This window comes from Leclercia sp. W6, from assembly GCF_003336345.1.
Taxonomy (GTDB): domain Bacteria; phylum Pseudomonadota; class Gammaproteobacteria; order Enterobacterales; family Enterobacteriaceae; genus Enterobacter.
Genome location: NZ_CP031104.1, coordinates 4,297,842 through 4,310,443 on the forward strand (window position 1 = coordinate 4,297,842; position 12,602 = coordinate 4,310,443).

Genomic DNA, 12,602 nt, shown 5'->3' on the forward strand with positions numbered 1-12,602 from the left:
GCGTTTTTTGTGCATAGACCTCGCCTTCCGGCAAGGTCTCACTTACAACAAGAAAGGAATACGCTCACGTATTCCTTTTTCGTTGCCCGGCGACCGGATGCGGTATTACACGCATCGTAATGACGATCCACCGACCAGGAAGTTACTCCCCTTTGCAGGTAACAAAATATGTCAGGCCATTGGTTTCGTCAATGGCCTGCACGAATTCATTACACAGCTTTACGCGGTAACTTCTGCGTTAAGGCCGTCGGCCGGGAAAACCACCCCCGTCTGGCGACGGATCTCGGTTTGCAGCTTCGCCGTGGTACGGCTCACCGCAAGGCCCGGATGGTTAACTTCCTGGGTTTCGACCAGACGCGCAAACACCTCTGCCTCATACAGCATAGTGTTGATATGCTGAGGCTGCGTCAGTTCCTGAGGCTTGCCGCCGCGCGGGACGTAGCTCAGCTTCTGGCACTCAGAGATCTTCTCGATCACCAGCGCGCCGTTTTCGCCCTGGATCTCGCTTGGCAGCACCGAGTCACTCACTTTGGAGTGCTGCAGCGTCACGCTGAAATCGCCATAATCCAGCACCACTAGGCCGTGGGCATCCACGCCGCTTTCCAGCAGGCTAGCGGTCGCCTGCACCCGGTGCGGCTCGCCCCACAGCGCCACCGCCGAGGCGAGACAGTAGAAACCGATATCCATAATCGAGCCGTTGGAGAACTGCGGATTAAAGGTGTTCGGATTCTCGCCGTCCAGGTAGCGCTGGTAGCGCGACGAGTACTGGCAGTAGTTGATAAAGGCTTTGCGGATGCGGCCCACTTTCGACAGCGACTGCTGCAGCAGCAGGAAATTCGGCAGGCTGGCGGTTTTGAAGGCTTCGAACAGCACTACCTGGTTTTCCCGCGCAAGGGCAATGGCGGCTTCAACCTCATCGATATTAGAGGCCAGCGGCTTCTCGCAAATCACGTGTTTTTTATGGCTGAGGAACAGCTTCGTCTGCGGGAAGTGCAGAGAGTTGGGGCTGGCAATATAAACCGCGTCAATCGCATCGCTTTGCGCCATCTCCTCCAGCGAGGTAAAGAGATGTTCGACGAGGTAGTCGTTCGCAAAGGTCTGGGCCTGTTCAAGGCTGCGGGAATAGACTGCGGTAAGTTTATATTTGCCGGTCTCATGGGCGGCATCGACGAACTGACGGGTGATCCAGTTCGTCCCAATGACTGCGAAACGTATCATAAACGTTTACGTACTCCGTAGCAGGGAACCTTTAGCCACTGTAGCACGTCATCATGACAAATCGCGTGCGCTAAACCGCATTACTCTTTAACGATAGATGCGTCAGCCACAGCCGGGTATCAAACTCCAGCTGGTGGTACTGCGGCTCCATGTGGCAGCAGAGGGAATAGAACGCTTTATCGTGCTCCTTCTCTTTCAGGTGCGCCAGCTCATGCACCACGATCATGCGCAGGAACGCCTCCGGCGCGTTGCGAAACACGGTCGCCACGCGGATTTCGGCTTTGGCCTTCAGCTTGCCGCCCTGCACGCGGGAGATGGCGGTATGCAGACCCAGCGCGTTCTTCAGGACGTGGATCTTGTTGTCGTACATCACCTTATTGATCGGCGGGGCGCTCTTCAGGTAACGGCTTTTGAGATCCTGCGTATACTGCCAGAGCGCTTTATCGGTGGCGACATCGTGGGTACCGGGATAGCGTTTTTCCAGCACCGCGCCCAGCTTCTGCTCGGCAATCAGGCTACGAACCTGAGAAAGTAAATGCTCCGGGTAGCCCTGGAGATAAGGAAGTTGGTTCATCAAAAGCCCACATCAGTGTGAAAACGGGTATACTCACGCACCCTTTTCAGGGATAACGCCGAAATTTTACCACTCAGGAGGGCCGATGAGCCACTTAGACAACGGTTTCCGTTCACTCGACTTAAAACGTTTTCCGGAAACGGACGACGTTAACCCGCTGCAGGCGTGGGAAGCGGCGGATGACTATCTGCTGCAACAGTTGGATGAGACCGAAATCAGCGGCCCGGTTCTGATCCTGAATGATGCTTTCGGCGCCCTGGCTTGCGCCCTGGCCGAACACACTCCTTACAGCATCGGTGATTCGTACATAAGCGAGCTGGCGACGCGGGAAAACCTGCGTCACAACGACATCGACGAAGGCAGCGTAAAATTCCTCGACAGCACGGCGGATTACCCGCAGGCCCCGGGCGTGGTGCTGATCAAAGTGCCTAAAACGATGGCGTTGCTGGAGCAGCAGCTGCGCGCGCTGCGCAAGGTGGTGACGCCAGAGACGCGCATTATCGCCGGTGCTAAAGCGCGTGATATCCATACTTCTACGCTGGAACTGTTCGAGAAAGTGCTGGGGCCAACCACCACTACGCTTGCCTGGAAAAAAGCGCGCCTGATCAACTGTACCTTCAGCGCACCGGAACTGGCCGACGCGCCAGAAACCCTGAGCTGGAAGCTGGAAGGCACCGACTGGACCATCCACAACCACGCCAACGTCTTCTCCCGGACCGGGCTGGATATCGGGGCGCGTTTCTTTATCGAGCATCTGCCGGAAAACCTGGAAGGGGAGATCGTCGATCTCGGCTGCGGTAACGGGGTGATCGGCCTGACGTTGCTGGCGAAGAACCCGGAAGCGAGCGTGGTCTTCAGCGACGAATCGCCGATGGCGGTGGCCTCCAGCCGTCTCAACGTGGAGACCAACATGCCGGAGGCGCTGGATCGCTGCGAGTTTATGATCAACAACGCGCTCTCGGGCGTGGAGCCGTTCCGCTTTAACGCGGTGTTCTGCAACCCGCCGTTCCATCAGAAGCACGCCCTGACCGATAACGTCGCCTGGGAGATGTTCCACCACGCGCGCCGCTGCCTGAAAATCAACGGTGAGCTGTATATCGTCGCCAACCGCCACCTGGACTACTTCCACAAACTGAAGAAGATCTTCGGTAACTGCACCACCATTGCGACGAACAACAAGTTCGTGGTGCTGAAAGCGGTCAAATTAGGTCGCCGTCGTTAAGATTGTTTTGCCCGGTGGCGCTACGCTTACCGGGCCTACAAAACCGTAGGCCGGTGCAAGCGTATCGCCGCCCGGCAATGCCTAGATCTCCAGTGCCAGCTTCGTCCCCTGGGCAATCGCCCGCCGGGCATCCAGCTCCATCGCCACATCGCACCCGCCAATCAGATGCACCGTTCTACCCGCCTCGCGCAGCGGCTCGGCCAGATCGCGCTTCGGCTCCTGTCCGGCACACAAAATCACATGATCGACAGGCAGCAACTGCGGTTCACCGCCGATCAGCACATGCAGCCCTTCGTCGTCGATCTTCTGATAACTCACCGCCGGGATCATCTTCACGCCTCGGGCGAGGAGGGTGGCGCGGTGGATCCAGCCGGTGGTTTTCCCCAGCCCTTCGCCTGGTTTGCTGGCCTTGCGTTGCAGCATCACGATCTGGCGTGGGCTTTTTGGCAGCTGTGGCCCTTCCGGACGCAAGCCCCCCACCTGATTCAGGCTGGTGTCGATGCCCCATTCTGCGCAGAATTCCGCGATATTCTGGCTGGTGGCCTCGCCCGTCTGGCTCAGGTACATGGCGGTATCAAATCCGATCCCGCCGCAGCCGATAATCGCCACCCGATCCCCCACCGGCGCTTTGTCGCGTAGCACGTCGAGGTAGCTCAGCACTTTCGGATGATCGATGCCCTCGATCGCAGGGGTGCGCGGGGCGATCCCGCTGGCGAGGATCGTCTCGTCAAAGTCGGCGAGATCGTCCGCGGTCACCCACTGGTTGAGCCGCAGATCCACGCCGGTAACCTCGATCATCCGGCGGTAGTAGCGCAGCGTCTCGTAGAACTCCTCTTTGCCGGGGATCTGCTTGGCGATATTAAACTGCCCGCCAATCTCAGCGGCGGCATCAAACAGCGTGACGCTGTGCCCGCGTGCGGCGGCATTCACCGCAAACGCCAGCCCCGCCGGGCCTGCGCCCACCACCGCCAGCCGCTTTTTGTTGATGGCCGGAACGATGGGCATGCGTGTTTCGTGACAGGCGCGCGGGTTCACCAGGCAGGAGGTAACTTTGCCGACAAAGATCTGATCCAGACAGGCCTGGTTGCAGCCGATACAGGTGTTGATCTCATCCGCACGGCCGCTTTGCGCTTTGGAGAGGAGCTCCGCATCGGCGAGGAAGGGCCGCGCCATCGACACCATATCGGCATCGCCATTCGCCAGCAGATCGTCTGCGATTTGCGGATCGTTAATGCGGTTGGTGGTCACCAGCGGGATCGAGACTTTGCCTTTCAGCCGACGCGTCACCCAGCTGAACGCCGCGCGCGGCACCGGGGTGGCGATGGTCGGAATGCGCGCTTCGTGCCAGCCGATCCCGGTGTTGATGATGGTTGCGCCCGCCGCCTCTATGGCCTGGGCAAGCTGGACGGTTTCCTCGAAGGTGCCACCACCCTCCACCAGGTCGAGCATCGACAGGCGGAAGATAATAATAAAGTCGCTTCCGGCGCGCTCGCGCACGGCGCGCACCACCTCGACGGCAAAGCGCATCCGGCGGGCATAGTCGCCGCCCCATTCGTCGTCGCGCTGGTTGGTGCGTGCGGCAAGGAATTCGTTAATCAGATAGCCTTCGGAGCCCATCACCTCCACGCCGTCGTAGCCCGCCTCCCGCGCCAGCGCCGCACAGCGGGCGAAGTCATCGATCAGGGTCAGGATCTCGTCGTGGGTCAGCGCTTGCGGCTTAAAGCGGTTGATGGGGGCCTGGATCGCCGACGGGGCCACCGGGTTTGGCTGATAGCTGTAGCGCCCGGTATGCAGAATTTGCAGGGCGATTTTACCGCCTTCCTGGTGGACGGCATCGGTCACGATCCGGTGATGGGGCAGCTGTGCCGCATCGTTCAGCACCGCGCCGCCCTCCATCGCCACCCCGGATGGCGCAGGGGCCACACCGCCGGTGACGATGAGCGCCACCCCGTGACGGGCGCGCTCGGCATAGAACGCGGCCAGCCGCTCAGCACCGTCCGGCCGCTCCTCCAGCCCGGTATGCATCGAGCCCATTAACACGCGGTTTTTCAGGGTGGTGAAGCCCAGATCGAGGGGGGCGAATAGCGACGGGTAGCGGCTCATAGTCTCTTCCAGTGTAAAATTATTGTTATGTGGTCGGATGAGTTACTAATTTAGCCAGCGGCAGAAGAAAGGTAAAAGCGGGATCGAATGATTGTGATAGATCTCAAAGAACTTCCCCGGTGGCGCTGCGCTTACCGGGGCTACAAAACCGTAGGCCGGATAAGCGCAGCGCCATCCGGCCTTTTTACGGCGCCGTGGCGCGCACCAGCCCCGGTGCCTGCCACATCGACGTTGTCAGCCCGCTGTCCACCAGCCCGAGCTGGTCGGCATAGACCGCCTGCCACTTCTGCATCATGCCGTCGTACAACGCCCGGTGCGCCGGGTTGGGGGTAAATTCCCGGCTCCATTTCACCAGCGACTCACCCGTGGCAGCCATATCACCATACAGCCCGGCGCCGCTCCCGGCGGCGATGGCGCAGCCGAGCGCGGTGGCTTCTTTCACCTCCGGCACCCGCACCGGCAGGCCGGTAACGTCGCTTAAGATCTGGCTCCACAGCGCTCCTTTTGCACCGCCGCCGGCAAACACCAGGCTGTCAAAGGTGACGCCGGAGAACTGCGAAATCTGCGCCAGGTTGCAGGCGGAGACAATCGCCGCATTCTCCTCCAGGGCGCGGAACAGGGTAGCCTTATTGCATTTTTCCGGGTCGATGGAGAGGTTAATAAACGACGGCGCAGCGTGATACCACTGCTTAAAGTGCATGGCGTCGGAGAAGATCGGCATCACCCCGTGAGAGCCCGCCGGCACCCGGCTGGCCATCTCCTCCATCAGGGCGTAGGTATCCATCCCCATGCGTTCGGCAATCAGCTTCTCTTCGGCGCAGAAGGCGTCGCGGAACCAGCGCATGGTCAGCCCAGTGAAGAAGCTGATCGACTCCGCCTGGGCCATACCCGGAATGACGTGCGGGTTCACGCGGATGTTCATCTGCGGATCGGTGCGTACCTGCGGCAGGTTGACCACCTGCTGCCAGAAGGTGCCGCCCAGCACCGCGGTTTGCCCGGCGCGGACCACCCCCAGTCCCAGACAGCCCAGCTGCACATCGCCGCCGCCCATCACCACCGGCGTGCCTTCCCGCAGGCCCGACTGCTGCGCCGCCTCCCGGGTGACGGCACCCAGCACGCTCCCCGTCTCTTTGACCGGCGAGAGGATATCGGCGCGCAGCCCGGCCATGTCCAGCAGCGCGGGCCGCCAGTCGCGGGAAAAGAGATCTAACATGCCGGTGGTGCCGGCGTTAGAGGGGTCAACGGCCAGCTCGCCGGAGAGCTTCGCCGCCAGCCAGTCGCTGATCATGGTGATGGTCGCCGCGTTGCGGTAGATATCGGGGCGATGGTGCGCCAGCCAGAGCAGGCGCGGCATGGCGCTCAGGGCCAGCGTCTGGCCGGAGACGTCATAGACTTCAGATTCAAAGCGGTAATCGTGGATCTCTTTGAGTTCAGCCACTTCGCGGCTGGCGCGGGCATCGACGTTGGCGCAGGCCCAGATGGCGTCGCCGTTGCGGTCGTAGAGGACAATCCCCTCGCGCATTGAGCAGCAGGCGACGGACTGGATATCCGCCGCGCTCAGGTGCGCCCGCTCAAGCGCCTGGTGAATACACTGGCAGGCCAGCCGCCAGTTGGTGTCGAGGTCGAACTCCATCGAGCCGGGGACGTTCTCCACGCTCAGGTGTTTCCATTCGGCCTGGCCGACGGCTATCTGGTTGCCCTGGAGATCAAACACCACGGCGCGAACGCTGCCTGTCCCTGCATCTAACGCTAAAAGGTAACTCATGAGCTTGCCTCGTGTCAGGCGCAGGGCGACTCTTATCCGGCCAGAGCCAGCACCGCGCGGGCTGTCGTCTCTTCCGTCACCAGGCCATTGATACGGCGACCCTTCAGTGCGGCATAAATCGCATCGGCTTTCTCTTCTCCTCCGGCGACACCGACGATAACCGGCAGCTGCGCCAGTTCATCGAGGGTGACGCCCAGTAACTCACGGTGGATCTCCAGATCCGATACCCGCTCTCCCTCGGCATTGAGGAAATAGCCCAGGATGTCGCCCACCGCCCCTTTGCGGGCAAACATCAGCTGTTCCCCTTCGCTGATATAGCCGGAGCGCAAGATGGTGGCATCCCGGCGCTGGTTTACGGCACCAATGCCGACCACGGCGGCGTCGGCGGCGGTGGCGGCGAGGATCACATCCCGCACGCTGGTTTCCCGCTTCAGGATCCCGGCCACCTCTGCGGAGGAGACCCGCAGCGGGGCGGGGATCATGCTGACGCTGCAGGCGGCATCCAGCTGACCAATGCCGGTCATATAGGGCCCGACGCCGCCGGAGAGGGTCACCAGCCGCACCTGCTGGGAGCTGATAAAGCCGCTTAAGTGCTGAATGCAGCTCATGGTGGTTTCACCAAATCCCACCGCCAGCAGTTGCCCCGGCTCCAGCACGCCCATTAACGACTGCGCGGCGCCAATCCCCAGGCGCACGCTCATCGCCGGGGTATTCAGGGCGGGCAGCACGCGCACCAGCTTCAGGCCGAAACGCTGCTGGAGCGCGGTCTCCAGTGCCAGACACCCTTCGTAGCGGGAGTTGATCTGCACGCGGATCACCCCCGACTGTCGGCCCTTTTCCAGCAGCCGTGAAATCTTGAGCCGCGGCAGGCCCAGCCGTTCGCCGATATCGTTCTGCGTCAGGCCGTCGTGGTAGTAGCACCACGCTACGCGCGCCACCAGTTCCTCTTCCGTCAGTGCCAGTCCGGCAAATCGTCCCTCTTCGGCAACGCGTTTCTCAGCCATATTTGAACTCTTATCAAAATTTAGATCATATGTTCGCTTTGCCGCAGCTTGAATCTGTGAGCCACACGGCAAAACGGATATTCCGGAATGTTTCAGCATTATCGGGATCATATCCATAAAACTGTGATCCCTGCACGGTTGTAAATATAGTTCACCGTCTACGCTTTTGAACATTATTAATTTCAAAAATCATTTGTTCAATAGCGGAGCGATAATGAGAGCACTGATTGAGGCGCGCGGGATCCAGAAGCAGTTCTCCGGCGTTCCAGTATTGAAAAACATTGATTTCACTCTGCTTGCCGGCCAGGTACACGCCCTGATGGGGGGCAACGGCGCCGGGAAATCGACCCTGATGAAGATTGTCGCCGGGGTCGAAACGCCCGACCGCGGTGAACTTTCTATTGAGGGCCAGCCTTTTGCTCGCCTCAAACCGGGCCAGGCCCACCAGCTCGGCATCTATCTTGTGCCCCAGGAGCCGATGCTGTTCCCGAACCTCAGCGTGCGCGAGAACATTCTCTTCCGCCTGCCGCGCGGGCAGGCCACCGCCCAACGTCTTGGGGATAAGCTGGAGCAGCTCCAGTGCCAGCTCAATTTAGACGCTGCCGCCAGCACCCTGGAGGTGGCGGATCAGCAGATGGTAGAGATCCTGCGCGGGCTGATGCGCGAGGCGAAGATCCTCATCCTTGATGAACCCACCGCCTCGCTGACGCCGGGCGAAACGGAGCGCCTGTTCCGCCAGATCCGCGCGCTTCAGGGGACGGGGGTCGGTATCGTCTTTATCTCTCACAAGCTGCCCGAAATTCGTCAGCTCGCCAGCCATGTCTCGGTGATGCGTGACGGGGCGATCGTGCTGAGCGGCGAAACCGCGCAGTTTGACGATAACGCGCTCATCGCCGCCATGACCCCGGTCAGCCGCGACCAGCAGCTGAGCGACACGCAAAAGCTGTGGCTGGCGCTGCCGGGCAATCGCCGCACCCAGGCGCAGGATTTTCCGGTGCTGCGGGTAGAGACGCTTACCGGGGAGGGCTTTATCGATCTCAGTCTGGAGATCTACGCCGGGGAGATCGTCGGCCTGGCGGGATTAGTAGGCTCCGGGCGCACCGAATTTGCTGAAACGCTCTACGGCCTGCGCCCGTCGCGTGGCGGCAGGATCTGGCTCGAAAACCAGCAGATCGACCGCGATCCGGTCAGCGCCCGGCTGGAGAAAGGGCTGGTCTATCTCCCGGAAGACCGGCAGGTCTCCGGCCTGTTCCTCGATGCGCCGGTACGCTGGAATACGGTGGCGCTGAACGAACCTTCCCTCTGGCAGCAGCGCAAACGCGAGGCGGCGGTGGTGGAGCGCTATCACCGGGCGCTCGGGATCAAACTCAACAGCCCGGATCAGACCGTGCGCACCCTGTCGGGCGGCAATCAGCAGAAGGTGCTGCTGGCCCGTTGCCTGGAGGCCAATCCGCTGCTGCTGATCGTCGATGAGCCGACCCGCGGCGTGGACGTCTCGGCTCGGGCCGATATCTATCAGCTAATCAAAAGCGTGGCGGCGCAAAACGTGGCGGTGCTGATGATCTCCAGCGACATGGATGAGTTTCCCGGCCTGGCGGATCGGGTGCTGGTGATGCACCAGGGGGTGCTCAGCGGGGAACTGCCACGCCACGCCGTCAGCCTCGATCGCATGATGTCCCTGGCCTTCGGAGGGCAGGCATGAAAACACTCCTGAAAAACCGCGAGCTCAGCGCCCTGCTGGCGATCCTCGCCCTGTTTGTGGTGCTGGTGGCCCTGAATCCAGCCTATCTCAGTTTGCAGACCCTGGGGATGATCTTCGCCAGTTCGCAAATCCTGATACTGCTGGCCCTCGGCGCCGGGCTGGTGATGCTGACCCGCAATATCGACGTGTCGGTCGGCTCGATTGTCGGGCTGTGTGCCATCGCCGTGGGCGTGGCGCTGAACAACGGCTACGGCCTGCCGGTGGCGATCCTCTTTGCGCTGGCGATCGGGGCGCTGGCGGGGGCCTTCAACGGCCTGCTGGTGGTGGGGCTGCGCATTCCGGCGATTGTCGCCACCCTCGGCACGCTGGGGCTGTGGCGCGGGGTGATGCTGCTCTGGACCGGCGGGAAGTGGATTGAAGGGCTGCCGATGAGCCTGAAAGCACTGTCGGAGCCGGTGGCGCTTGGGGTATCGCCCCTGGGGATCGTGGTGCTGATTATCGCTGGCCTCGGGGCCTGGACGCTGTCGCGCACCGCCTTTGGCCGGGACTTTTACGCTGTGGGGGATAACCTCGCCGCCGCCCGCCAGCTCGGGGTGGCGGTCAACCGCACCCGGATGGCGGCCTTCACGATTAACGGCGTACTGGCCGCCTGCGCCGGGATCGTCTTTGCCGCGCAGATCGGTTTTGTCCCTAACCAGACCGGCAGCGGGCTGGAGATGAAAGCCATCGCCGCCTGTGTGCTCGGCGGCATCTCCCTGCTCGGTGGTACCGGCACCTTAATTGGCGCGCTGCTGGGGGCCTTTTTCCTGACCCAGATCGACACCGTGCTGGTGCTGTTCCGCCTCCCGGCCTGGTGGAACGACTTTATCGCTGGCCTGGTCCTGCTGGGGGTACTGGTACTGGACGGACGGCTGCGCCAGGCGCTGGCGCGTCATCAGCGGGCCCTGAAGTACAGCCGTTTTCAGCCGGGCAACAAAGGGGGGAAGCACGTCACCCCGTTTCGCAAACGCAACAAAGAGGTGGCGTAGATGAAGCTTAACTGGGAGTGGGCGCTGCTGCTGTTACTGGTGCTGGAGATCCTGCTGTTTGGCACCCTTAACCCGCGGATGCTCGACATCAATATGCTGCTGTTCAGCACCAGCGATTTTATCTGCATCGGCATTGTGGCGCTGCCGCTGACGCTGGTGATCATCAGCGGCGGGATCGACATCTCCCTCGGCTCGACCATCGGCCTGTGCGCCATCGCCCTGGGGGTGATGATGCAGTCTGGCGTGCCGATGGCGGCGGCGATCCCGCTCACCCTGCTGCTCGGGCTGCTGTGTGGTCTGTTCAACGCTTTGCTTATCCACTACACCGGCATCAGCCCGCTGGTGATCACCCTCGGCACGCTCTACCTCTACGGCGGCGGGGCGCTGCTGCTCTCGGGTATGGCCGGGGCGACCGGTTACGAAGGCATTGGCGGCTTCCCGGAGAGCTTCACCGCTTTTGCCAATCTCACGGTTATCGGGCTGCCTATCCCGCTGGTGCTGTTCGCGATCATCACCTTTCTCTTCTGGCTGATTACCCATCGTGGGCGCTTTGGTCGCCATCTGTTTCTGATTGGGCAGAATCCGCGCGCGGCGCGCTATGCGGCGCTGTCGGTCAACGGCATGCCCTACGCGCTCTATGGCCTGGTGGGGGTGGCGTCGGCCATTGCCGCCCTGGTGATGGTCTCCTATTTCGGCTCGGCGCGTTCTGATTTAGGGCGCGACCTGCTGATGCCCGCGCTCACCGCCGCGGTGCTGGGCGGGGCGAATATCTATGGTGGTTCAGGTTCGGTACTGGGTACTGCGCTGGCGGCATTGCTGGTGGGGTATCTGCAACAGGGGTTACAGATGGTCGGCATCCCCAACCAGGTGTCGAGCGCGCTGTCAGGGGCGCTGTTGGTTGTGGTGGTGATGGGACGTTCACTGAGTCTGCACCGTGAGTGGGTGCGATCTCTCTTCACAAAACTACCCGGAGCGTAAGATGAAAATAAAACTGATGGTGCTGGCCGTAGCGTTAAGCGTTGCCTCGGCGCAGGCCGCCGACCGCATTGCGTTTATCCCGAAACTGGTGGGGGTCGGCTTCTTTACCAGCGGCGGCAACGGGGCGAAAGAGGCGGGTAAAGCGCTGGGCACGGACGTCACCTACGATGGCCCCACCGAGCCGAGCGTCTCGGGGCAGGTGCAGCTGATCAATAACTTCGTCAACCAGGGCTATAACGCCATTATCGTCTCCGCCGTGTCGCCGGACGGCCTCTGCCCGGCGCTCAAGCGCGCCATGCAGCGCGGGGTAAAAGTGCTGACCTGGGACTCCGACACCAAACCGGAGTGCCGCAGCATCTACATCAACCAGGGCACGCCGGAACAGCTCGGCGGCCTGCTGGTGGAGATGGCCTCGAAGCAGGTGACCAAACCGGACGCCAAAGTGGCCTTCTTCTACTCCAGCCCCACCGTCACCGACCAGAACCAGTGGGTGAACGCGGCGAAAGCCAAAATCGCCAAAGACCACCCGCAGTGGCAGATCGTCACCACCCAGTTTGGCTATAACGACGCCACTAAATCCCTGCAGACCGCCGAGGGGATCTTAAAAGCCTACCCGGACCTGGATGCGATCATCGCCCCGGATGCCAACGCCCTGCCGGCGGCGGCCCAGGCGGCGGAAAACCTGAAGCGGGAAGGGGTGGCGATCGTCGGTTTCAGCACGCCGAACGTTATGCGTCCGTACGTGGAGCGCGGCACGGTGAAAGCCTTCGGCCTGTGGGATGTGGTGCAGCAGGGCAAAATTGCGGTCAATGTCGCCGATCGTTTGTTGAAAAAAGGCGATCTTAACGTCGGCGACAGCGTGGAGATCAAGGATATCGGCAATCTCAAGGTCGAGCCGAACAGCGTGCAGGGCTATCAGTATGAAGCGAAAGGCAACGGCATTGTGCTGCTGCCGGAGCGGGTGGTGTTCACCAAAGAGAACATCAACAACTACGACTTCTGACGGGA

At 61.5% G+C, this 12,602-nt stretch carries 10 protein-coding genes; 5 read left to right on the forward strand and 5 right to left on the reverse strand.

Annotated elements, in window-relative coordinates; genetic code table 11:
* Positions 1-219 precede the first annotated feature (219 nt).
* Positions 220-1,218 (reverse strand): Gfo/Idh/MocA family protein, encoded by a 999-nt coding sequence (locus DVA43_RS21100; protein ID WP_103177119.1) that lies wholly within the window; start codon positions 1,216-1,218, stop codon positions 220-222.
* Between the two features lie 70 nt (positions 1,219-1,288).
* Positions 1,289-1,792 carry a YgjP-like metallopeptidase domain-containing protein gene (locus tag DVA43_RS21105; RefSeq protein WP_103824884.1) on the reverse strand — a complete coding sequence of 168 codons (504 nt, stop codon included), beginning with the start codon at positions 1,790-1,792 and terminating at the stop codon, positions 1,289-1,291.
* A gap of 85 nt (positions 1,793-1,877) precedes the next feature.
* On the opposite strand from DVA43_RS21105, the gene rlmG reads away from it, so the two are divergent.
* On the forward strand, positions 1,878-3,014 hold the full coding sequence (gene rlmG / locus DVA43_RS21110; RefSeq protein WP_103824883.1) for a 23S rRNA (guanine(1835)-N(2))-methyltransferase RlmG: 1,137 nt from the start codon (positions 1,878-1,880) through the stop codon (positions 3,012-3,014).
* A gap of 81 nt (positions 3,015-3,095) precedes the next feature.
* Here the strand turns inward: rlmG and DVA43_RS21115 are convergent, their stop codons facing one another.
* From DVA43_RS21115 to lsrR, 3 genes are all read right to left on the reverse strand, one after another.
* Positions 3,096-5,117, reverse strand: a complete 2,022-nt coding sequence (locus DVA43_RS21115) for an NADPH-dependent 2,4-dienoyl-CoA reductase (protein ID WP_114316606.1) — start codon at positions 5,115-5,117, stop codon at positions 3,096-3,098.
* 184 nt (positions 5,118-5,301) lie between these two features.
* The gene (lsrK, locus tag DVA43_RS21120) at positions 5,302-6,882 is read right to left on the reverse strand and encodes an autoinducer-2 kinase (RefSeq protein ID WP_114316607.1); all 1,581 of its coding nucleotides are present in this window, start codon (positions 6,880-6,882) and stop codon (positions 5,302-5,304) included.
* Positions 6,883-6,914: 32 nt separating this feature from the next.
* Positions 6,915-7,886 carry a transcriptional regulator LsrR gene (lsrR, locus tag DVA43_RS21125; RefSeq protein WP_114316608.1) on the reverse strand — a complete coding sequence of 324 codons (972 nt, stop codon included), beginning with the start codon at positions 7,884-7,886 and terminating at the stop codon, positions 6,915-6,917.
* A 214-nt stretch (positions 7,887-8,100) separates the two neighbouring features.
* Here lsrR and lsrA point away from each other — a divergent pair, with 214 nt between their 5' ends.
* From lsrA to lsrB, 4 genes are read left to right on the forward strand one after another with little or no spacing between them, the layout of a single operon-like run.
* Positions 8,101-9,588 carry an autoinducer 2 ABC transporter ATP-binding protein LsrA gene (gene lsrA / locus DVA43_RS21130; protein WP_114316609.1) on the forward strand — a complete coding sequence of 496 codons (1,488 nt, stop codon included), beginning with the start codon at positions 8,101-8,103 and terminating at the stop codon, positions 9,586-9,588.
* Positions 9,585-10,616, forward strand: a complete 1,032-nt coding sequence (gene lsrC / locus DVA43_RS21135; RefSeq protein ID WP_114316610.1) for an autoinducer 2 ABC transporter permease LsrC — start codon at positions 9,585-9,587, stop codon at positions 10,614-10,616. The genes lsrA and lsrC overlap by 4 nt, the downstream gene beginning before the upstream one ends.
* Positions 10,617-11,594: an autoinducer 2 ABC transporter permease LsrD gene (lsrD, locus tag DVA43_RS21140; RefSeq protein ID WP_114316611.1), complete on the forward strand. Its 978-nt coding sequence runs from the start codon at positions 10,617-10,619 to the stop codon at positions 11,592-11,594. It begins immediately after the preceding gene.
* Position 11,595: 1 nt separating this feature from the next.
* On the forward strand, positions 11,596-12,597 hold the full coding sequence (gene lsrB, locus DVA43_RS21145; protein WP_103824876.1) for an autoinducer 2 ABC transporter substrate-binding protein LsrB: 1,002 nt from the start codon (positions 11,596-11,598) through the stop codon (positions 12,595-12,597).
* Positions 12,598-12,602 lie beyond the last annotated feature (5 nt).

Coding starts and splice junctions, on each gene's coding strand:
- DVA43_RS21115 (WP_114316606.1), bottom strand. CDS start 5,117: ATGAGCCGCTACCCGTCGCTATTCGCCCCCCTCGATCTGGGCTTCACC.
- lsrD (WP_114316611.1), top strand. CDS start 10,617: ATGAAGCTTAACTGGGAGTGGGCGCTGCTGCTGTTACTGGTGCTGGAG.
- lsrK (WP_114316607.1), bottom strand. CDS start 6,882: ATGAGTTACCTTTTAGCGTTAGATGCAGGGACAGGCAGCGTTCGCGCC.
- rlmG (WP_103824883.1), top strand. CDS start 1,878: ATGAGCCACTTAGACAACGGTTTCCGTTCACTCGACTTAAAACGTTTT.
- DVA43_RS21100 (WP_103177119.1), bottom strand. CDS start 1,218: ATGATACGTTTCGCAGTCATTGGGACGAACTGGATCACCCGTCAGTTC.
- lsrR (WP_114316608.1), bottom strand. CDS start 7,886: ATGGCTGAGAAACGCGTTGCCGAAGAGGGACGATTTGCCGGACTGGCA.
- lsrC (WP_114316610.1), top strand. CDS start 9,585: ATGAAAACACTCCTGAAAAACCGCGAGCTCAGCGCCCTGCTGGCGATC.
- lsrA (WP_114316609.1), top strand. CDS start 8,101: ATGAGAGCACTGATTGAGGCGCGCGGGATCCAGAAGCAGTTCTCCGGC.
- lsrB (WP_103824876.1), top strand. CDS start 11,596: ATGAAAATAAAACTGATGGTGCTGGCCGTAGCGTTAAGCGTTGCCTCG.
- DVA43_RS21105 (WP_103824884.1), bottom strand. CDS start 1,792: ATGAACCAACTTCCTTATCTCCAGGGCTACCCGGAGCATTTACTTTCT.